This is a genomic window from Hydrogenophaga sp. FG152, from assembly GCF_057809615.1.
In genome coordinates this window covers 156,317-177,110 of record NZ_JBMDKH010000004.1, presented here as the reverse complement: position 1 = coordinate 177,110, position 20,794 = coordinate 156,317, and the positions used below count along the sequence as shown (strand labels likewise).

The 20,794-nt window shown below is 67.2% G+C and carries 19 protein-coding genes; 9 read left to right on the top strand and 10 right to left on the bottom strand.

Annotation, left to right across the window (positions count from 1 at the left end; all coding sequences use genetic code 11):
- The first annotated feature begins 36 nt into the window (after positions 1-36).
- On the top strand, positions 37-921 hold the full coding sequence (locus tag ACODTB_RS07045) for a Dyp-type peroxidase (RefSeq protein WP_291116637.1): 885 nt from the start codon (positions 37-39) through the stop codon (positions 919-921).
- A gap of 3 nt (positions 922-924) precedes the next feature.
- On the opposite strand, the gene dusA is transcribed toward ACODTB_RS07045, so the two are convergent.
- The gene (dusA, locus tag ACODTB_RS07040; protein ID WP_291116634.1) at positions 925-1,950 is read right to left on the bottom strand and encodes a tRNA dihydrouridine(20/20a) synthase DusA; all 1,026 of its coding nucleotides are present in this window, start codon (positions 1,948-1,950) and stop codon (positions 925-927) included.
- Between the two features lie 236 nt (positions 1,951-2,186).
- Between dusA and ACODTB_RS07035 the strand changes: the two genes are divergently transcribed.
- The 3 genes from ACODTB_RS07035 to ACODTB_RS07025 are packed head-to-tail and all read left to right on the top strand — an operon-like array spanning position 2,187 to position 5,902.
- Positions 2,187-2,693, top strand: a complete 507-nt coding sequence (locus tag ACODTB_RS07035; protein ID WP_291116631.1) for a hypothetical protein — start codon at positions 2,187-2,189, stop codon at positions 2,691-2,693.
- A gap of 39 nt (positions 2,694-2,732) precedes the next feature.
- On the top strand, positions 2,733-4,244 hold the full coding sequence (locus tag ACODTB_RS07030; protein WP_488929189.1) for an ATPase domain-containing protein: 1,512 nt from the start codon (positions 2,733-2,735) through the stop codon (positions 4,242-4,244).
- Complete coding sequence (locus ACODTB_RS07025) at positions 4,241-5,902, top strand: response regulator (RefSeq protein WP_291116625.1); 1,662 nt, start codon at positions 4,241-4,243, stop codon at positions 5,900-5,902. The genes ACODTB_RS07030 and ACODTB_RS07025 overlap by 4 nt, the downstream gene beginning before the upstream one ends.
- Positions 5,903-6,037: 135 nt before the next feature.
- On the opposite strand, the gene ACODTB_RS07020 is transcribed toward ACODTB_RS07025, so the two are convergent.
- From ACODTB_RS07020 to ACODTB_RS07000, 5 genes are all read right to left on the bottom strand, one after another.
- A complete protein-coding gene (locus tag ACODTB_RS07020) occupies positions 6,038-6,976 on the bottom strand; it encodes a hypothetical protein (protein ID WP_291116622.1) in 939 nt (312 codons plus the stop codon).
- Between the two features lie 108 nt (positions 6,977-7,084).
- Positions 7,085-8,803 carry a cation:proton antiporter domain-containing protein gene (locus ACODTB_RS07015; protein WP_488929188.1) on the bottom strand — a complete coding sequence of 573 codons (1,719 nt, stop codon included), beginning with the start codon at positions 8,801-8,803 and terminating at the stop codon, positions 7,085-7,087.
- Positions 8,804-9,029: 226 nt separating this feature from the next.
- Entirely contained in the window at positions 9,030-9,767 is a 738-nt protein-coding gene (gene phbB / locus ACODTB_RS07010) for an acetoacetyl-CoA reductase (RefSeq protein WP_291116616.1), read from the bottom strand.
- Positions 9,768-9,847: 80 nt separating this feature from the next.
- Entirely contained in the window at positions 9,848-11,026 is a 1,179-nt protein-coding gene (locus ACODTB_RS07005; RefSeq protein ID WP_291116614.1) for an acetyl-CoA C-acetyltransferase, read from the bottom strand.
- Between the two features lie 33 nt (positions 11,027-11,059).
- The gene (locus ACODTB_RS07000) at positions 11,060-12,904 is read right to left on the bottom strand and encodes a PHA/PHB synthase family protein (RefSeq protein WP_291116611.1); all 1,845 of its coding nucleotides are present in this window, start codon (positions 12,902-12,904) and stop codon (positions 11,060-11,062) included.
- 131 nt (positions 12,905-13,035) lie between these two features.
- Here ACODTB_RS07000 and ACODTB_RS06995 point away from each other — a divergent pair, with 131 nt between their 5' ends.
- A complete protein-coding gene (locus tag ACODTB_RS06995) occupies positions 13,036-13,350 on the top strand; it encodes a hypothetical protein (RefSeq protein ID WP_291116608.1) in 315 nt (104 codons plus the stop codon).
- On the opposite strand, the gene pgeF is transcribed toward ACODTB_RS06995, so the two are convergent.
- From pgeF to ACODTB_RS06975, 4 genes are all read right to left on the bottom strand, one after another.
- Positions 13,270-14,043, bottom strand: a complete 774-nt coding sequence (gene pgeF / locus ACODTB_RS06990) for a peptidoglycan editing factor PgeF (RefSeq protein ID WP_291116605.1) — start codon at positions 14,041-14,043, stop codon at positions 13,270-13,272. The two genes, ACODTB_RS06995 and pgeF, sit on opposite strands and share 81 nt — an antisense overlap.
- Positions 14,043-14,684 carry a maleylacetoacetate isomerase gene (gene maiA, locus ACODTB_RS06985; protein ID WP_291116602.1) on the bottom strand — a complete coding sequence of 214 codons (642 nt, stop codon included), beginning with the start codon at positions 14,682-14,684 and terminating at the stop codon, positions 14,043-14,045. Before maiA ends, pgeF begins: the two co-directional genes overlap by 1 nt.
- Before the next feature lie 34 nt (positions 14,685-14,718).
- Entirely contained in the window at positions 14,719-15,822 is a 1,104-nt protein-coding gene (locus ACODTB_RS06980) for an alkene reductase (RefSeq protein WP_291116599.1), read from the bottom strand.
- 110 nt (positions 15,823-15,932) lie between these two features.
- Positions 15,933-16,652: a GntR family transcriptional regulator gene (locus ACODTB_RS06975; RefSeq protein ID WP_291116596.1), complete on the bottom strand. Its 720-nt coding sequence runs from the start codon at positions 16,650-16,652 to the stop codon at positions 15,933-15,935.
- A gap of 79 nt (positions 16,653-16,731) precedes the next feature.
- Between ACODTB_RS06975 and ACODTB_RS06970 the strand changes: the two genes are divergently transcribed.
- The 4 genes from ACODTB_RS06970 (at position 16,732) to ACODTB_RS06955 (ending at position 20,692) form a co-directional block, all read left to right on the top strand.
- The gene (locus ACODTB_RS06970) at positions 16,732-18,111 is read left to right on the top strand and encodes a Rieske 2Fe-2S domain-containing protein (RefSeq protein WP_291116593.1); all 1,380 of its coding nucleotides are present in this window, start codon (positions 16,732-16,734) and stop codon (positions 18,109-18,111) included.
- Positions 18,108-19,586, top strand: coding sequence for a glutamine synthetase family protein (locus ACODTB_RS06965; protein ID WP_291116589.1), 1,479 nt, complete (start codon positions 18,108-18,110; stop codon positions 19,584-19,586). The genes ACODTB_RS06970 and ACODTB_RS06965 overlap by 4 nt, the downstream gene beginning before the upstream one ends.
- 8 nt (positions 19,587-19,594) lie before the next feature.
- Complete coding sequence (locus ACODTB_RS06960) at positions 19,595-19,918, top strand: 2Fe-2S iron-sulfur cluster-binding protein (protein ID WP_291116584.1); 324 nt, start codon at positions 19,595-19,597, stop codon at positions 19,916-19,918.
- A 69-nt stretch (positions 19,919-19,987) separates the two neighbouring features.
- Positions 19,988-20,692 (top strand): fumarylacetoacetate hydrolase family protein, encoded by a 705-nt coding sequence (locus tag ACODTB_RS06955; RefSeq protein ID WP_291116581.1) that lies wholly within the window; start codon positions 19,988-19,990, stop codon positions 20,690-20,692.
- The last annotated feature ends 102 nt before the right edge of the window (positions 20,693-20,794 follow it).

The following is a 20,794-nucleotide window of genomic DNA, read 5'->3' as shown; positions in this document are numbered from 1 at the left end:
TCGGCGCGCCGCCATCGCCCTTCCCAAGAACAGCCCATGTCCGCCCCACTCCCCGCTCAACCCGGCATCCTCCAGCCCATTCCCACCCAGGCCCGCTACCTCAGTTGCCAGTTGCGCGTCGGCGCTGCACCACAAACCGTGCTGAGCGAACTCGCTGCTTTCGCCGATGGCGAAGCGACCGTCGTCGGCCTGGGCGAGTCGCTGGTGCGCGTGCTCGGCAAGCAGGTGCCCGGCCTCAGGAGCTTCCCCCAGATCGAGGGCGCGCTCGTCAAACTGCCGGCCACGCCCATCGACCTGCTGATCTGGTTGCGCGGCAACGACCGGGGCGAGCTGCTGCTGCGCAGCCGCCAGCTGGAGGCCTTGCTGGCGCCAGCCTTCGAGCTGCGCGCCATCACCGACGCCTTCAGCCACCGCACCAACCGCGACCTCAGCGGCTACGAAGACGGCACGGAAAACCCGCAGGGCGAGGACGCGCTCGCCGCGGCCCTCGTTGCCCAGGGCCCGCTTGCGGGCAGCAGCTTCCTGGCGGTGCAGCGCTGGCGCCACCATTTGAGCCATTTCGCCGCCATGCCCGAACTGCAACGCGACCACGTCTTCGGCCGCGCCCACCACAACAACGAAGAACTCGACGACGCACCGGCCTCGGCGCACGTGAAGCGCACGGCCCAGGAGGACTTCGAGCCGCCGGCGTTCGTGCTGCGCCGTGCCATGCCCTGGGCGGAAGGCAACGAAGGCGGCTCCATGTTCACCGCCTTCGGCCACTCGTTCGATGCCTACGAAGCCCTGCTGCGCCGCATGTCGGGCGCGGAAGACGGCGTGGTTGACGGTCTCTTTTCCTTCACGGAACCGGAAACCGGGGCCTACTTCTGGTGCCCGCCCCTGCACCAGGGCCGCATCGACCTGCGCGCCGTGGGGCTCTGAGCTTCAGGCGCCCACCAGGCCGTCGGTTTCGGCTTCCTGGCCCACGTGGGCCTGGGCCATGGCCCACACCTCGCGCGGAGGCAGTGGTTTCAAGCGGTGATCGCTCCACACCTGGCGCCAGCGGCGCGCGCCGCGCAACCCGTGGCGCAGGCCCAGCATGTGGCGCGCGATCGCGTACCAGGGGCAACCGTCTTCCAGGAAGGCGCGCTCCATGTAGGCCACCATCTGCTCTTCCACCGCTTCGCGCGTCACGGTGGACGGCGCGGCGCCGAAGAAGGCCTCGTCCCAGCCGGTGAGCACCCAGGGGTTGTGGTACGCCTCGCGGCCGACCATCACGCCATCGACCGCCCGCAGGTGCTCGGCGATCTGCGCGTTGGTGGTGAAGCCGCCATTGATGGCAAAGGTGAGTTGCGGAAAGTCCTGCTTGAGGCGGTGCGCGAGTTCGTAGCGCAGCGGCGGAATCTCGCGGTTCTCCTTGGGCGAGAGGCCGTCCAGCCAGGCGTTGCGCGCGTGCACCAGGAACACGCCGCAGCCCGCCTCGCTCACGGTGCCGACGAAATCGCGCACGAAGTCGTAGCTCTCGACCCGGTCGATGCCGATGCGGTGTTTGACCGTGACGGGAATCGACACCGCATCCACCATGGCCTTGACCCCGTCGGCCACGGTCTGCGGCTCGGCCATCAGGCAGGCGCCGAAGGCCCCGCGCTGCACGCGGTCGCTCGGACAGCCGCAATTGAGGTTGATCTCGTCGTAGCCCCATTGTTCGCCCAGGCGCGCGGCGCTGGCGAGCTCGGCGGCGTCGCTGCCCCCGAGCTGCAAGGCCACCGGGTGTTCCTCGGCGTTGAAACGCAGGTGGCGTTGCACGCTGCCGTGGGTGAGCGCGCCCGTGGTCACCATCTCGGTGTACAGCAAGGTGTGCGTCGAGAGCAGGCGATGGAGGTAGCGGCAGTGGCGATCGGTCCAGTCCATCATGGGCGCGACGGACAGGCGCCAGGGACTCGGAACTTGCAGGGTGGGATGTGATTGCACCCCGGTATTTTCTCACTCCGGCAAGCGGGCAAAAGAAAACCCGCCGAAGCGGGTTGAACCTCCTGGCGGAGGGAAGCTCGGGGGAGGGAGCTTCGGAGACCTGGTGTGACAGTGAGGCCAGTATTCCGACGAAGGTGCTGTCGCCTTGTCGGAGAGTGGCCGACGGGCTTGTAGGACGCGAGGAGATTCGCCCTCGCCGGGGTGGAATCGGCCGTTTTGCAACACCACAATGGGCCATGGAAACACTTTCACCACATCGTTCGGGTCTTTTGGCTTCTGCCCTCATCGCACTGGCGCTTGCTGGTTGTGCCACGGCAGAACAAAAGGTGGACCTTCAACCTCCGGCGGCCGCTGAGGCTGGCGTGCAGGTACAGGATTCACGGCATGACACCGATTTGAAGGTTCGAACGGCGAACGGCAACCTGCCTATCGAGATGCGGCCTCCGGTCGCCGAGGCCCTGCGGAACTGGGTGGCGGCGAGCTACAGCGGGCCCCAGCCTTTTTACGTGGGCTTGCTGCGCATGGAAGTGGAACACCAGGGCGGCCTGGCGTCGGGGGATGAGCTCTCCTGCACCGTGGAATCGCAGGTGCGCGTGGGTGGTGAAGTGGGGCGGCCCGTGCGCACCCGGGTGCACAACACCGCCAGTCTGACACCCGATGCCACCAGCGCGGTCCAGCTCATCGTCTCGCGGTGCCTGGAAACCCACGCCAGAGACATCAGCGCGTCGCCGGGCAGCCGATAAAGGTCCGGTCGATACCAGACAGTCGATTCTTCAAGTCGCATGCCCACCCTCTCCAAGATCCACCCCCTTGAAACGCGCGCATCCACCGGCATCACCGGTCTGGACAACGTCCTGCACGGAGGCTTGCCCGGCGGCCATCTCTATCTGTTCGAAGGTGAACCCGGCACAGGGAAGACCACCCTGGGCATCCATTTCCTGCTTGCCGGCCTGAAGGTCGGCGAAACGGGCCTGTACGTGACCCTGTCCGAAACCGGAGAGGAACTCAAGACCGTCGCGCAGTCCCACGGTTGGGATCTGGAGCAGCCGGGCCTGAGCATCTTCGAGCTGGTCAGCGCCGACGAACTGGGCCCCGAAGCCGAGCAATCGATCATCCATCCGGCCGAACTCGAGCTGAGCGAGACCGTGCAAGGAGTGATGAAACAGGTGCAGGCCACAAGGCCTAAACGGGTCGTTTTCGACAGCCTCTCTGAAATGCGCCTGCTGGCGCAGGACCCACTGCGCTACCGCCGCCAGGTGCTCGCACTCAAGCACTTCTTCGCGCGCCATGGCTGCACCGTGCTGATGCTGGACGACCTGAGCGCCCGCACCGGGGACATGCAATTGCGCAGCATCGCGCACGGCGTGATCTGGCTGCACCAGGTGGTCGGCGAATACGGCGCGGACAAGCGCTACCTGCGCGTGGCCAAGATGCGTGGCATCAAATTCCGCAGCGGCGAACATGATTTCACGCTGGACACCGGCGGCATTCAGGTGTTTCCGCGCCTGGTGGCCGCCGAGCACCACAAGGTGTTCCACGCGGAGAGCGTGAGCACCGGCAATGCGGCATTCGACGCGGCCCTCGGTGGCGGCCTGGCCCGGGGCAGCAACACGCTGTTCGTCGGGCCTTCTGGCGTGGGCAAGACCACCACCGCCCTGGCCTGTGTGTACACCGCCATGCAACGCGGTGAAAAGGCGGCTTACTACCTCTTCGACGAAGGCCTGGGCACCTTGTTGCCTCGCGCCAATGCATTGGGCTACCGCCTCGAGGAAGCCATGGAACGCGGCAACTTCCTCATCAGCGCGCTCGATCCGGCGGAAGTCACGGCCGGCGAATTCGCGGCGAGGGTGCGGCACGCGGTAGAGGTGGACGGCGTCAGGGCGGTGGTGATCGACAGTCTGAACGCCTACCTCCAGGCCATGCCCGGCAGCAAGTTCCTTCTGCTGCAGATGCACGAATTGCTGACCTACCTGAACCAGCGCGGCATCATCACCATCCTGGTGCTGGGCCAACACGGTGTGCTCGGCGAAGGTCGCCAGGACATCGATCTGAGCTATCTCAGCGATGCGGTGGTGATGTTCCGCTATTTCGAGGCCCGGGGAAATCTGCTCAAGGCGCTATCGGTCACGAAGAGCCGCACCAGCCAGCACGCCACCACCATCCACGAGTTCCGACTCGGCCCCGATGGGGTCGAGGTAGGCGAGGCGCTGACCGACTTTGAAGGCGTGGTGGCCGGTGTGTCCCGTTACACCGGCAATCTCGCGTTGCTGGCAGACAACACCGCACCACGATGACCTCCTCAGCCGAAGACCGCGTTCTGGTGATGGCACCGCGCGGCCGAGATGCGCAGGTCATCTGCGAAGTAATCAACGGCCTTGGCCGGGCCGAGGCGGTCTTCACCACGGAGGCATTGTTCGACGCGATGTTGCAAGGTGCCGCCGCCGCCGTGGTCACCGAAGAAGCGTTCACCGTGTTCGCCGGGAGCCCTTTGGACCTCTGGCTGCGCTCGCAACCATCCTGGTCCGACTTTCCTTTTGTCGTGCTGGGCAGCAAGCGCACGGGACGCCGCCCCATCAATGCGCTCGCATCGCTGCGCCTGATGGGCAACGTCATCCTGCTGGAGCGGCCCCTGAGTCCCGAGACGCTGCACAGCGCGGTGGAGGCTGCGGTGCGCGCGCGGGCGCGCCAGTATTCGACGCGGGCCATGCTGCAGGAACTGAGCGAGACACGCGACAAGGTGGGCCAGCTCAACCGCGAGCTGGAAATACGCATCGAAAGGCGCACTCACCAGCTCTCGGACGCCAACAACCGGCTCATGAACGAGATCGCCGAGCGCGAACGGGCCCAGTCGGCCTTGCTCCAGGTGCAGAAGATGGAGGCCATCGGCCACCTCACGGGTGGTATCGCGCACGATTTCAATAACCTGCTTCATGTCATCGGCGTGAACCTCGACTTGCTCTCCCGCATTGAGAAGACGCCGCAGGCCACGCGGGTGGTCGAAGTGGCGCGGCGCACGGTGAAGCGAGGCGCACAATTGACGGCCCAGCTCCTGGCATTTGCGCGGGCCCAGTCGCTGCTGCCCAGTCCGACGGACGTCCACGCTTTGCTGAACGGCATGCGCGAACTGATCGTCACGTCCGTTGGATCGCGCATCGAGCTGCGCTTCGATCTCACCCACCCGCAGGCGGTGACGCTGCTCGACCCCAATCAGCTGGAAATGTCCGTGCTCAACCTCGTGCTCAACGCGCGCGATGCCATGCAGGACGGCGGGACCCTGACCATCTCGACTCGAGAGGCGAGCATCGGCCTGGACGGTGGCGCCTTGGTCCCGGCCGTGCGCCTCACGATTGCCGACACCGGCAATGGCATTCCCGCTTCGATTCAGGAAAAGGTGTTCGAGCCGTTCTTCACCACCAAGCCAATGGGCAGTGGCACCGGCCTGGGATTGGCCCAGGTTTATGGTTTCGCCCGCCAGTCCGGTGGTGATGCGCGGATCGAAAGCTCGATGGGTTCGGGCACCCGGATCCACTTGCTGTTTCCCTTGTTGGCCGATGCCGCGCGGGAAGAGATTGAACCACCGCCCTCGCATGCCGCGACGCCCCGCAAGCACATTCTGGTGGTGGAAGACGATCAGGATGTCCGGCAGTCCATCGTGCAGAGCCTGGAGGTCATGGGGCATCAGGTTGCCTCGGTGAGCAACGGGGCTGCCGCGCTGGCGTCACTGCGCGAATCGCTGCCGGATCTTCTGATCGTGGACTACGTGATGCCGGGCATGAATGGTGCGGAGTTGATCGGCCACGTGCAGGCCTCCTGGCCCCACATTCCCATCATTCTTGCCACCGGCTACGCCGACATGGAAAGTGTCGGCAAGGTGCTGGGCGCGAAGTCCATCCTGAAGAAGCCTTTCGGGGTGGCCACGCTCACCGAAGCGGTCCACCTCGCCTCCACCTGACATTCGCTTCGCGCCGCCGTCCAGTGGTCAAAACAGCAGGGCCAGCAAGATGATGATGGGAATCGGGACACCGAGGAAAAACAGCAGCAGCGATTGCATGGAAGGCTCCTTGTAAGGTTGAGGGGGTGGTGCGACTCAGGCGCGATCACGCTGACGGCCGCCGAAGGTTGCGGCGAGACTGGCGAAAAAGGCGCCGATCAGCAGCGAGACGAACAGCCACAACGAACCATAGGCGGTGGCCTTGCGCGCCTTGTCGGCCGCCTCGCGCGCGGCGGTTTCGGCTTCACGGGCCTTGACCTGCATGCGCCCAAAGGTGTCGGTCACGCGCTTCTGCGCTTCCTGCGCGCTGACACCCGTGCGCAAGGCCACCTGCTGGCCAAGGTAGCTGGCGTCCTCAGGCGGCAAGGCGCCGTTCTTCAGGGCCGTCAGAAAAATGCCCGAGGCCTCCGCGGCCATCGCGGCGGGCGACGGGTTCACCATCAGCACGCCCGGGGCCCCGGCCGTCGACGCGGCGGCCGCGTCGGTCCGGAACAGCGTGCCGACAAAGTAGTCCAGGTCGGCCTCTCCGTCCTTTTCACCGGCCGCCTGGCCCGCCACCTGGGACACAGCTGCACCAGCCGCACCCGCGCCACCGGCCGCCACCGTGGCACCGGCGTTCACACCGGTGCCCACGATCGCGCCGATCACCGAGGTGAGCAGCGTGGCCGTGGCCAGGGTCGCGACCGCCCAGGCCAGGAAGCCGTGCGCGGTGTCGCGGAAGTAGACCTCGTCGGCCTGCGCGCCGGCCCAGCGCGTGCGCAGCCGACCTGCCAGATACCCGCCCATGCCAGAGGCCACCAGTTGGGTGAAGGAAATCCAGAGGATGGTCGAGACGCCAAAGGCAGCGGCACCGATGCCCTGCTGCACCCAGGGCGAGACCGATGCCATTCCCAGGCCCGTGCCCAGGATGAGCAGGATCAGTGAGAGCGCGGCCGCGCCGGCTGCGCCAGCGAACACCGCAGGCCAGGACACCGCGTGCTCGGATGCCGGTGCCACGGCGATGTCGTCGAATGTGGGCGAATGGGTCAATGCCATGATGGGCCTCCTGTTGGAATGTCAGGCCATCATGGGTGGCGCCTTCATGGGCGCCTGTCGGACGGGTGCGCGAAGGCGTGTAGGACCGGCCCTGGCGCCGACCCGAGGTCAGGCGGCGGCGCGCGCGCCCGGGTTCGCGAGCCGGGAGTGCTCGATCACGTAGCGCGTCATCGACTGCGCCAGTTCTTCCTCACCCAGGAAGACCTTGCCGGCGACTTCCTTCTCGAGCAGGCCGGCCTCTTCCTCGCTGTGTGTGCGCACCACGGTCTGGATCTCGGGGTTGAGGGCGCGGGCGGTGGCGATCATCTGCCGCACGTTGAGCGTGTCGGGCGTGGCGATCACCAGCATGCCGGCGCGCGCGATGTGGGCCTGGATCAGCACCGCCGGGTCCGCCGCGTCGCCGAACACGGCAGCGATGCCGCGCTCGCGCAGTCGCTCGACGATGTCGCGGTTCTCTTCGGCCACCACATAGGGCAAATGCTGTTCATCCAGCGCGGCGGCGATGCGCCGCCCCACCCGGCCGTAACCCACCAGCACCACCTGGCGCGAGAGAAATTTCTCGTGCGTGGTCATGGGCAGTTCGGCCAGCGGGTCGTCGCGCTGCTCCAGCTTGCGCGCGAACTCGGAGTTCTTGCGCAGCCATTCCTGCAGCGGGTTGATGGCCTTGAACCACAGCGGGTTGGTGGCGATGGAGATGAGCGCACCAGCCAGCACCAGGCTCTGCCCCTCGGGCGGCAGCAGGCCCAGCGATGCCCCCAGGCCGACCAGGATGAAGGAGAACTCGCCGATCTGCGCCAGGCTGGCGGAGACGGTGAGCGCGGTGTTGAGCGGGTAGCGCATGGCCACCACGAGGGCGGCGGCGGCCACCGACTTGCCCACGATGATGATCAGCACGACGCCGAGCACCTGCAACGGGCGCTCGCTCAGCACCGCAGGGTTGAACAGCATGCCCACCGAGACAAAGAACAGCACCGCGAAGGCGTCGCGCAGCGGCAGCGACTCTTCGGCCGCGCGGTGGCTGAACTCCGATTCGCGCAGCACCATGCCGGCGAAGAAGGCACCCAGCGCGAACGACACGCCGAACAGCGCCGCCGAGGCGAACGCGATGCTCACCGCCGCCGCCACCACGCACAGCGTGAACAACTCGCGCGAGCCGGTGCGTGTGACCTGCCAGAGCAGCCAGGGGAACACCCGGCGCCCCACCACCAGCATCAGCGCCACAAAGCCGCCCACCTGCAGCAAGGTGAAGCCCAGCGTGCGCCAGATGGAATCGAGATCGCCGTCCGAGCCCTTGCCGCCCAGGAAGCCCGCCAGCGGCGGCAGCAGCACCAGCACCAGGACCATGGCCAGGTCTTCCACCACCAGCCAGCCCACCGCGATGCGGCCGGTGAAGGAATCGAGAATGCCCAGGCTCTCCAGCGCCCGCAGCAGCACCACCGTGCTGGCCACCGAAAGCGACACGCCGAAGACCAGCGCCGAGCCGAAGCTCCAGTCCCACCACCACATGGCCATGCCAATGCCCATCAGCGTGGCGACCGCCATCTGCACCACCGCGCCGGGCAAGGCGATCTTGCGCACCGAGAGCAGGTCTTCCAGGGAAAAATGCAAGCCCACGCCGAACATCAGCAGCATCACACCGATCTCGGCGAGCTGGGCAGCGATGCCGGCGTCGGCCACGAAGCCCGGCGTGAACGGTCCGATGATCACACCCGCCAGCAGGTAGCCCACCAGCGCGGGCAGGCGCACCTTGGCCGCCAGGAAGCCGAGGATCAGTGCCAGACCCAGGCCCGCAGCAATGGTGTTGATCAGTGAAACGCTGTGCGGCATCGGCCGGAAACTCCTTGGCGGAAATGGGGTGGGGGGTGCGGTCGAATTTACACCACGCTTTCGCACGAACCATGCCCGCAACAAAAAACCCGCCGAAGCGGGTTGCACGTCGAGCGGCGCAGCCTCCCTGGCCAAGGCAACGCCGGTCCGGCTTCGCCGGCCGGCAGTGCCGCCCCCCCGGGGGGTGACAGGCTCGCTGCGCGAGCCTGGCGCGGGGGGAACGCATTCAGCCCATGTGGAGGCCGCCGTTGACGGAGAAGTCCGCACCGGTGGCGTAGCCGCCCTCCTCGCTGGCCAGCCAGGCGATGATGGACGCGATCTCGCTCGGCTCGCCCAGGCGCTTGACCGGCACCGTGGCCACGATCTTGTCCAGCACGTCGGGGCGGATGGCCTTGACCATGTCCGTGCCGATGTAGCCCGGGCTCACGGTGTTGACCGTGACACCCTTGGTCGCCAGTTCCTGCGCCAGCGCCATCGAGAAGCCGTGCATGCCGGCCTTGGCGGCCGAGTAGTTGGTCTGCCCAGCCTGGCCCTTCTCACCGTTGACCGACGAGATGTTGATGATGCGGCCCCAGCCCTTTTCCACCATGTCGGCCACGACCTGCTTGGTCACGTTGAACATGGAGTTCAGGTTGGTCTCGATCACCGCGTCCCAGTCGTCGCGCGACATTTTCAGGAACATGCGATCGCGCGTGATGCCGGCGTTGTTCACCAGCACGTCGATCGTGCCGTGTTCCGCCTTGGTCTTGGTGAAGGCTTCCACGGTGGAATCCCAGTCGCCGACATTGCCGACCGAGGCGTGGAAGGTGTAGCCCTGAGCCTTCTGCTCGTCGAGCCACTTCTTGAAGTCGCGCGTGGGGCCGCAGCCCGCAATGACCGTGAAACCTTCCTTGTGCAGGCGCTGGCAGATGGCCGTTCCGATGCCACCCATGCCGCCCGTGACGTACGCGACTTTCTTGCTCATCTCTTGTGCTCCTTGTGCCTTTGGCGATGGTGACCGGAAGGCCCTCCCTCCGGTCATCCGTTGTTGATTTAACCGTGAATTCAGCGTTCGACCGCGAGGGAAACCCCCATGCCGCCACCGATGCACAAAGCAGCAAGACCCTTTTTGGCATCGCGGCGCTGCATTTCGTGCAGCAGCGTCACGAGGATGCGGCAGCCGGACGCACCAATGGGGTGGCCGATGGCGATCGCACCGCCGTTGACGTTCACGCGCGCCGGATCGATGTCCAACGCCTTGTTGACGGCGCAAGCCTGGGCCGCGAAGGCTTCGTTGAGCTCGAACAGATCCACGTCGCTGGCCTTCCAGCCAGCGCGCGCCAGGGCCTTCTTCGACGCCGGCACCGGGCCCATGCCCATGGTGGCCGGGTCCAGGCCGCTGGTGCCGAAGGCGGCGATGCGCGCCAGCGGCTTGAGGCCCAGCGCTGCGGCCTTCTTGGCGGTCATCACCACCACCGCGGCGGCGCCGTCGTTGATGCCCGAGGCGTTGCCCGCCGTCACCGAGCCGCCCTTGTCGAACGCGGGGCGCAGGCCGGCCAGGGCTTCGGCGCTGGTCTTCTTGTTGATGAACTCGTCGGTGTCGAAAACGATGGGGTCGCCCTTGCGTTGCGCAATGCTCACGCCCACGATCTCGTCCTTGAACTTGCCGGCGTCCTGCGCGGCGCTGGCCTTCTGCTGGCTGCCCAGCGCAAGCGCGTCCTGCGCGTCGCGGCTGATGCCGTGCTCCTTGGCCACGTTTTCGGCGGTGATGCCCATGTGGTACTGGTTGTACACGTCCCACAGGCCGTCGACGATCATGGTGTCGGTCATCTTCCAGTCGCCCATGCGCTGGCCGTCGCGGCTGCCGTTGAGCACATGCGGCGAGGCGCTCATGTTCTCCTGGCCACCAGCGATCACGATCTCGCTGTCGCCCCAGGCCACGGCCTGCGCGGCCAGCATCACGGCCTTGAGGCCGGAGCCGCACACGGCGTTGATGGTGAGCGCCGGCGTTTCCTTGGCCACACCGGCCTTCATCATGGCCTGGCGGGCCGGGTTCTGGCCCACGCCAGCGGCCAGCACCTGGCCCATGATCACTTCACCGATGGCGTCGGCCGGCAGGCCGGTGCGCTCCAGCAGCGCCTTGATGACGATGCTGCCCAGCTCGGTGGCCGGCGTCTTGGCGAGCGTGCCGCCGAACTTGCCCACGGCGGTGCGGGCGGCTGAAACGATGACGATGTCTTCCATGCAATGTCTCCTGGGTGCGGATGAAAAAAAAGTTCAGGCTTTGGCTTTGACGTAACGGCCGGGTGCGGGCTCGATGGCGGTGTAGCGCTTGGCCTTGCCATACGCCTTGGGCGCAGCAATTTGCTTGCCAGCCAGCGGCTTGAGCCAGGCGGACCAGTCGGTCCACCAGCTGCCGGGGTGTTCGGTGGCGCTGGCGATCCAGTCCTTCACGTCGGCCGGGAACTTGCCCGCCGGGCCGATCCAGTGGCTGCGCTTGTTCTTCGATGCGGGGTTGATCACGCCCGCGATGTGGCCCGAGGCGCCCATCACGAAGCGCTTCTTGCCCGGGAAGATCTGCGTGCTGCCGTAGGACCCGCCGATGGGCACGATGTGGTCTTCGCGCGAGCCGTAGATGTAGACCGGCAGCTTGACCTGGCGGAAGTCGATCTTCTCGCCGCACACCGTGACCTTGCCCGGCTTGACCAGGTTGTTCTCCAGGTACATCTGACGCAGGTACCAGGCGTAGTACGGTCCGGGCAGGTTGGTGCTGTCGGAGTTCCAGTACAGCAGATCGAACGGCGGCGGCGTCTCGCCCTTGAGGTAGTTGCCCACCACGTAATTCCACACCAGGTCGTTCGGGCGCAGGAAGCTGAAGGTGGTGGCGAGGTCGCGCCCGGGCATGAGGCCGCCATCGGCGAACTGCATCTCACGGAACTTCACGAAGTTCTCGTCGATGAACACGTCGAGGATGCCTGTGTCGGTGAAGTCGAGCAGCGTGGTGAGGAAGGTCGCGCTGTTCACCGGCGTCTCGCCCCGCGCGGCCAGCACGGCCAGCGCCGTGCCCAGCATGGTGCCGCCCACGCAGAAGCCCAAGGCGTTGATGGTCTCGGCGCCGGTGATGTCCTGCGTGACCGCAATGGCCTTGATGACCGCGTCCTCGATGTACTCGTCCCAGGTCTTCTTCGACAGCGATTCGTCGGGGTTGCGCCAGCTCACCACGAAGGTGCGATGGCCCTGCTCCACACAGTAGCGGATCAGCGAGTTCTCGGGCTGCAGGTCGAGGATGTAGAACTTGTTGATGCAAGGCGGCACCAGCAGGAAAGGCCGCTCATACACCTTGGCGGTCAGGGGCTTGTACTCGATGAGCTGGAACAGCTCGTTCTCGAACACCACGGCGCCTTCGGTGGTGGCGACATTCTTGCCGACCTCGAACACGCTCTCGTCCGTCATGGACACGTGGCCCTGCTTCATGTCGTGCAGCAGGTTGGCCACGCCCTTGGCGATGCTCTCACCCTGCGTCTCGATCGCCTTCTTCTGGGCTTCGGCGTTGAATGCCAGGAAATTGCTGGGCGCGCTGGCGTCGATCCACTGCTGCACGGCAAAACGAACGCGCGTTCGCGCCTTGGCGTCGCCCTGCACCGCCTCGGCCATGGCCATGAGGGTGCGGGCGTTGAGCAGGTAGGTTGCGGCCGCGAAGGCCGCCATGGGGTTGCTGGCCCAGGCATCGGACGCGAAGCGCCGATCGCCCGCAGGCTTCACGTTCGGCCCCTGGTTCCACAACCCGGCCAGTTCCTGGAGGTAGGTGTTCTGGATCTCCAGCAGCTGGGCCGGGTCGAAGCTGACCGCCTGGCCCTGGCTGGCCTGGCTGAAGATGTCGCCCACGGCCGGCATGCCGGGGAAGGCGGCGGCGCCCGTGGGCATGGCCATGCCGAAGGGGTTGGCCGCGCCCGCTTTCGGCATGAACGCCTTGAACGCGGCAAAAGGGTCGCTGGCGGCGGATGGTGGGGCTGAGGCCCCGGGAAAGGCCTGGGCCATCTGCGTCCACTGTTGAACGAGGTTCTGCTGGAACTGTTGCGCGGTTTCCAGCCAGTCTGAAGAAGGGTTCTTGCCCGATGTCATGCTGGTCTCCTAGGGTGTTGCCTGCGACTTATCATGGGCAGCCCTCGGGGGAGAGATTCCGGATCTTCCCCAGGTTTTTCGTATCAGCATCCAGCAGGCTGACACGGGTGGTCCGGGCTGCAAGGAATGTTGTGTATCTGGTGGTGATCGGTTGGATGTACGTGGTGCTCATGATGTCGGTGGCCGAAGCGACCAACACCACAGGCTCTGTGCTGGGAGCCATTGTGACCTTTTTTCTTTACGGTTTGCTGCCGGTCGCACTGGTGGTTTACCTGATGCTCACGCCACAAAGGCGCAAAGCGATCAAGGCGCGCGAGGCCGCCGAGCTCGAAGCACAGCGGGCCGCGACGACCTCGCCCACAGCTTCAGCCGATCCAGATGCAGGCGGCCATGCGCCCGGTGCTGCCGAGAGGGACGGCATCGCGCCGGTGAGAAAAGAACCTTGAGGCCTGCGTGACGGTGCACCACGCGGCGCTGCCGTCGTTGCCGTGCACCTGTGCCACACCCGCGGCCTGAAGCCGGCGCCGCGCGAGCGCGGGCAGGTCCGCCAAAGATTTGCCGTCTCGCCCATGAGACCGAAAACAGGGAGCGGCTTCGACATCGGCCAGGACGAAGGCGTCCTTCACTTCCGCGCCGACTTCGAACGCCGACGGTCCGATGCAGGGGCCGAGCCAGGCCACCACCTCACCCTCGCCCGCCGCTTCGCGCAAGGCGCGCAGCGTGGCCTCGAGCACACCGTTCGCCAGCCCGCGCCAGCCCGCGTGCGCAGCGGCCACCACCTGGCCCGAGGCATGGGCGAACAGCACCGGCAGGCAATCGGCCACCATGATGGTGGCGGCCAGGCCGGGCCCTTGCACCACACAGCCATCGGCCTCGGCGCCGTCCGGCGTCGCGCGGTCCAGCCGCACCACCCCGGTGCCATGGACCTGCTGAAGAAACACGGGACGTGCGGGCGCGGTCAGCGAGGCCAGGCGGGCGCGGTTGGCGGCCACGGCAAGCGGGTCGTCGCGCACGTGGTCGCCCAGGTTGAAGCTGTTGAACGGCGGGGCCGACACACCACCATCGCGCGTGGTGAACAGCGCCCGCACGCCCGGTGGTGCGGGCCAGTCGGGAACCAGGCAGTCCGGGGACTGGGGCATCAGCCCTCGGCGTCCGGGCAGGCCGACGGCTGGGCCTGCTGGAACGCAGGCAAGGCCATGCAGGCCTCGAACGCCGCCATGGTGCGCGGCAGGCCGCTGAAGTCGGTGTTGAAGCGCTGGCCGTTGAAGATCTGCGGCACCAGGCAGCAATCGGCCATGGTGGGCGTGTCACCCGCGCAGTAGGTGGACTCGGGCTGCAGCGCGAGCTGGCGCTCGAAGGACTCCAGGCCGCTGCGCACCCAGTGGCGGTACCAGACGTTCTTGGGCTCCTCTTCCACCTTCAGTTCCTTGGTCAGGTACTTGAGCACGCGCAGGTTGTTGATGGGGTGGATCTCGCAGGCCACGATCTGCGAGAGCGCGCGCACGCGCGCACGGCCCAGCGCGTCGGCCGGCAGCAGCGCGGGCGCGGGCTGCACCTCGTCCAGGTACTCGATGATCGCCATCGACTGGGTCAGGCGCGTGCCGTCGTCCAGCTCCAGCAGAGGCACTAGACCTTCGACCGCCTTGTCGGTGAAGGCCGGCAGCTTGTGGTCGCCGCGCGCGATGTGCACGGGCACGTAGTCGTAGGCAATGCCCTTGAGCGCGAGCGCGATGCGCACGCGAAACGAGGCCGAGGAGCGGAAGTAGTTGTAGAGCTTCATGGCCCCAAGGATAAACCCGCAGCGGCTGGGCCCGTCAGGCCGTCAACGCGGGGTAGTCGGTGTAGCCCTTCTCGCCGCCGCCGTAGAACGTGGCCTTGTCGGGCTGGTTGAACGGGCCACCCTGCTGGAGCCGGGCCACGAGATCGGGGTTGGCGATGTAGCTCTTGCCGAAGGCCACGAGGTCGGCGCCGTCGTCCAGGGCCTTCTGCGCCAGCGCGAGGTCGTAGCCGTTGTTGACCATCCAGGCCGCACGGCCGCCGGCCGCGCGGTAGGTGGCGCGCAGCGCGGCGTAGTCGAACGGGCGATCGGGGATCTCGCGCGGGCCACCCGTGGCGCCTTCGATGAAATGCACATAAGCCAGATCGAAACGCGCCAGCTCGCGCACCACGCAGGTGAAGAGCGGCTGCGGGTCGGCGTCGACCACGTCGTTGGCCGGCGTCACGGGCGAAAGGCGGATGCCAGTGCGTGCCGCGCCGATCGCATCGGTCACGGCCTGGACCACTTCCAGCAGCAGGCGCGCACGGTTCTCGATGCCGCCGCCGTAGGCATCGGTGCGGTGGTTGCTGCCGGTCTTGAGGAACTCGTCAATCAGGTAGCCATTGGCCGCGTGGATTTCGACCCCGTCGAAGCCAGCCTCGATGGCGGCCAGCGCGGCCTTGCGGTAGTCCTCGACGATGCCGGGCAGTTCGGCCGCATCGAGCGCGCGCGGCGCGGAGGTTTCCACGAACGTGGGCACACCGTCCTTGATCAGCACCGTCTTGGTCCTGGCGGCAATGGCCGAGGGCGCCACGGGGGCGCCGCCGTTGGGTTGCAGTTCGGTGTGCGAGACGCGGCCCACGTGCCAGAGCTGGGTGACGATCTTGCCGCCGGCGGTGTGCACGGCCGCGGTCACGCGCTTCCAGCCCTCCACCTGTTCGGGCGCGTACAGGCCCGGTACATCGGCATAACCCTGGCCCTGGTGGCTGATCGCGGTGGCTTCGGTGATCAGCAGGCCAGCGCTGGCGCGCTGCTGGTAATAGGTGGCCATGAGCGGCGTGGGCACGGCATTGGGCGCGCGGTTGCGCGTGAGCGGTGCCATGACGACACGGTTGGCCAACGACAGCTGGCCGGCGGTGGTGGGCTCGAAAAGACGGGTCATGCGGGAAAGGAAGCGGGTTGAACGATGGCCCATAGTGTGCAGCCACCTCCGACGCTTCCCGGGGAGCGCTCAAACCCCCACGGCAGACCCGCCGCACTTGTGCTGAACGATCAGCCCACCACCAGGCGGATGCCGGGCAGCACCTGCTCGGACTCGGCGCGCCGCTCCAGCGCCAGGCGCATGTTCATCTGCGCCACTTCCGTGTGCTCCACCGCGAGCGCCTGGGCGCGCGCGCTTTCGCCGCGCCGCAGGGCATCGAACAGCATGTGGTGCTGGCGGTGCGCGTACAGCATCCAGTCGCGATCCATGGTCACCGTGCCTTGCATGGGCAGCATGGCCGAGGCCGGGGCGAACGGCAGCTTGTCGTTGAGCTCCACCGAGCGCTGCAAGGCCCGGTTGCCGCAGGCATCGAGGATCAGCGCGTGGAAGCGGTCGTTCATCAAGGCGTAGGCCGCGTAGCTTTCGATGGTCAGCGGGTTGTCCGCGAGCAGGCGGTCTCCCTCGTCGAGCACGGTCTGGAGCTGGCCTTGCAACTGTCGAGACACGCCGTGTTCGGCCACCAGGCGCGCGGCCATGCCTTCGAGGTGGCCGCGCACCGCGATGGCGTCGATCACTTCCTGCGCGGTGAACTGGCGCACCAGGTACTTGCCGGTCTCGTTGGCCTGCACCAGGCCCTCCTGCTCCAGCGTGACCAGCGCGGCGCGCACTGGCGTGCGCGAGGCGCCCAGGCGCTCGGCCAGCTGTTGCTCGGCCAGGCGCTGGCCGGGTTCGAACTGACCGCTCAGGATCAGGTCGCGCAATTGCATCAAAACGGTTTCTTGCAGGCTCATGGCACAAAATGTACACCGAAATCAAAAAACGGTATACCATTTCGATACCCCACCCCGTTTTATTGCCGGAGATTCCCCCATGAAAGCCGAACTCAATCAACGCATGACCCAGGTCGGACCGGGCACGCCCGGTGGCGAGCTGCTGCGCCGCTACTGGCAGCCGGTGGCGCTGATGGACGAATTCAACCCCGCGCTGGATCCCCAGATGGCCGTGCGTCCCGTGAAGGCGGTGCGCGTGCTGGGCCAGAACTTCGTGCTGTTCCGCGACGCCCAGGGCGAGTTCGGCCTGCTCGATCGCGACTGCCCGCACCGCGGCGCCGACCTCGCCTTCGGCCGCAACGAAGGCGATGGCATCCGCTGCCCCTTCCACGGCTGGAAGTTCGACACCACGGGCCAGTGCATCGACACCCCGGCCGAACCGGCCGGCAGCAAGATGTGCACGCGCATCAAGCAGCGCAGCTACCCGCTGGTGCAGCGCAGCGGCGTGCTGTTCGGCTGGTTCGGCCCCGAAGGCCAGACGCCCCCGCCCTTCCCCGAGCTGGACTGCTTCACCGCGCCCGAAAGCCACACCTTCGCCTTCAAGGGCCTGTGGCACTGCAACTGGCTCCAGTCGCTGGAAGTGGGCATCGACCCGGCCCACGCCTCCTACCTGCACCGCTTCTTCAACGACGGCTCGCTGGAAGACAGCTACGGCAAGCAGTTCCGCGGCGCCAGCGCCGGTGACGTGGGCGGCGAACGCTGGCCCATGACGCGCGTGATGCGCGAATTCGGCCAGCCCCTCATCAGCTTCGAGCCCAAGCCCTATGGCCTGCAGCTCACCGCGCTGCGCCCCATGACCGACGAGCTGACCCACGTGCGCGTGACCAATGCCGTGTTCCCGCAGACCTTCGTGATCCCGCTGTCGGAGACCATGACCATCACGCAGATGCACGTGCCGGTGGACGACACCCACAACTACTGGTACGCCTTCTTCACCAGCTTCACCGGCCCGGTGGACAAGGACGCCATGCGCACGCCGCGCCTGCAGGCCGTGACCCTGCCCGACTACATCCCGAAGGCGGGCCGCCACAACAACTGGGGCTTCAACGCCGAAGAGCAGCAGACCCGCACCTACCTCGGCATGGGCGAGGACGACATCAACGTGCACGACCAGTGGGCCTGCGAGAGCATGGGCCCGATCCAGGACCGCACGCGCGAACACCTGGGCACCACCGACAAGGTGGTGATGGCGAACCGCCGCATGCTGCTGCAGGCCATCGACGCTGTGGAGCAAGGCGGCACCGCCCCCGGCGTGGCCGACCCCGCCTTGCACGGCGCCATTGCCGGCCCCGACACGGTGGACGGCATCGCCCCCGCGCAGGGCTGGGAAACCTGGTGGCAGGACGCGGTGCGCGAGAAGCGCGAAGGCGCGCCCTGGCACCAGAAGGCCTCCGCCGAGGAAACGGCGGGCGCCAAATGACGTCGTTCGCCCAACGCTGCGGCCTCGAATCCCCCGAACGCGACGCCGAATGCCGGCGCGTGGCCCAACTCATTGAAGCCAGCGGCATCGAGCTGGTGCGCTTCGGCTGGGGCGACGCCCACGGCATGCTGCGCGGCAAGACGCTCACCGCCAAGGCAGCGCTGCGCGCGCTGAACGACGGCGTGGGCATGGTGGGCACGCTGATGCTCAAGGACACGGCCGACCGCACGGCCTGGAAGGTGTTCGAGCCCGGTGGCGCCGACGGCCTGCCCGGCTTCGCCGGCGCGGCCAACCTCATGCTCATGCCCGATCCGCAGAGTTTCACCGTGCTGCCCTGGCTGGAGCGCACCGGCTGGCTGCGCTGCCAGCCCTGGTTCGCCGACGGCACGCCGGTGCCGCTGGACGCGCGCGGCATGCTGCAGACCGCGCTGGCCAAACTGGGCCAGGCCGGCTACGGCCTCAAGACCGGGCTGGAGGTGGAATTCCACATCTACCGCATCACCGACACCCGCCCTCAGCTCGACCCCGAACTCGCGGCCTGGCCCGGCCTGCCGCCCACGGTGGAGATGATCCACCCCGGCTACAACCTGCAGGCCGAGGCCATGGGCGACATGAGCGACGAGCCGCTGCGCATCGTGCAGCGCACCGCGCAGGCTTTGGGCCTGCCGCTGCAGTCGCTGGAGATCGAACTCGGCCCGAGCCAGGTGGAAGCGGTGTTCGACGCCACCGACGCCCTCACCGCCGCCGACCAGATGGTGCTGTTCCGCAACGGTGTGCGCCAGGCGCTGCGGCGCGCGGGATACCACGCCACCTTCATGTGCCGCCCGCCGTTCCCCAACATCATGTCCAGCGGCTGGCACCTGCACCAGTCGCTGGTGGACCTGCGGACCGGCCGCAACGCCTGCGTGCGCGACACGCCCGCACCCGGCACCACCCGCACCGACGCCACGCACACGCTGTCCGGGGCGGGCGCGCACTGGCTTGCCGGCCTGCTGTCGCACGCGCGCGGCATGACGGTGCTGTGCACGCCCACCATCAACGGCTTTGCCCGCTTCCGGCCCAACGCGCTCGCGCCGCAGGCCGCGCTGTGGGGGCAGGACAACCGGGGCGCCATGCTGCGCGTGGTGGGTGCGGCCGGCGACAACGCCACCCGCATCGAGAACCGCGTGGGTGAGCCCGCCGCCAACCCCTACCTCTACATGGCCGCGCAGATCCACGCCGGACTCGACGGCCTGGCCCGCGCCACGCTGCCGCCGCCCGCGAGCGAATCGCCCTACGCGGCCGACAACCAGAAGCTGCCCTCTTCGCTGGGTGAAGGCCTGGATGCGCTGCGCGCCGACAGCGCGCTGTGCGCAGCGCTGGGTGACGACTTCGTGCGCTACTTCTGCCGCATCAAGCAAAGCGAGATCGACCGCCACGCGCAAGCCGAAGACAAGACCGACTTCGAGCGCCGCGAGTACTTCGCCAGGACTTGAGCCCGCCCATGATCTCGATCCGATTCCTCAACGCCGATGGCACGGTGCAGGCCATCCAGGCCGAGCCCGGCCAGAGCCTGATGAAGGCCGCGGTGGACGCGAACATCCAGGGCGTCGAGGCCGACTGCGGCGGCAGCCTCACCTGCGCCACCTGCCACGTGATGATCGGGGCGCCCTGGGCCGCCATGCTGAGCACCCCGGTGCCCGACGAGATCGACATGCTGGACTTCGCGTCCAGCCCGGTGGAGGCTGACAGCCGCCTGAGTTGCCAGATCAAGCTCACGCCGGAGATGGATGGCATGGAGGTCCGGCTGCCCGCGTCCCAGCATTGAGGACGCACCGAAAGGCGGTCTGCGCCCATGGCACACTGGTGATCTTCGATTCCAACAAAACCATCCGCCATGCCAGACACCTCCTACCTCTTTGCCCCCCCGGCCACCGTGAGCGTGCCCGTGGTCGGGCGTGCCGAGCGCTTCCCCGTGCACCGCATCTACTGCGTAGGCCGCAACTACGAAGAGCACGCCAAGGAGATGGGCTTCACCGGCCGCGAGCCGCCCTTCTTCTTCCTCAAGCCGGCCGATGCCATCGTGGTCGCCGAGGCAGGCCAGACCGCGTCCATGCCCTACCCCAGCCTCACCGGCAACCTGCACCACGAGATCGAACTCGTGGTGGCCATCGGCGTGGGCGGCAAGAACATCAAAGCCGCCGATGCCGCGAAGCACATCTGGGGTTATGCCGTGGGCCTGGACATGACGCGCCGCGACCTGCAGAACGACATGAAGAAGCAGGGCCGCCCCTGGTGCATCGGCAAGGCCTACGACCAGTCCGCGCCCATCGGCCCCATCACCCCGGCCGCGCAGGCCGGCAACGTGAACGAGGCGCCGATCTGGTTGCAGGTCAATGGCGCGGACCGCCAGCGCAGCACCGTGGCCAAGCTGATCTGGAATGTGGCCGAGACCATCGAACACCTGTCGGCCGCCTGGGAACTGCAACCCGGCGACCTGATCTACACCGGCACGCCCGAAGGCGTGGCAGCGGTGGTGAGCGGCGACACCCTGCACGGCGGCGTGGACGGCCTCACGCCCGTTTCGGTGCGCGTGGTGTGAGAACGTGACGCAGGTCGCATCCGAGGGTTAGACCTCTCACGAAAACGACCTGGCCTGACATATGCTTTTCCCGTTTTTCTTTGACCCCAGGAGACTTTCAAC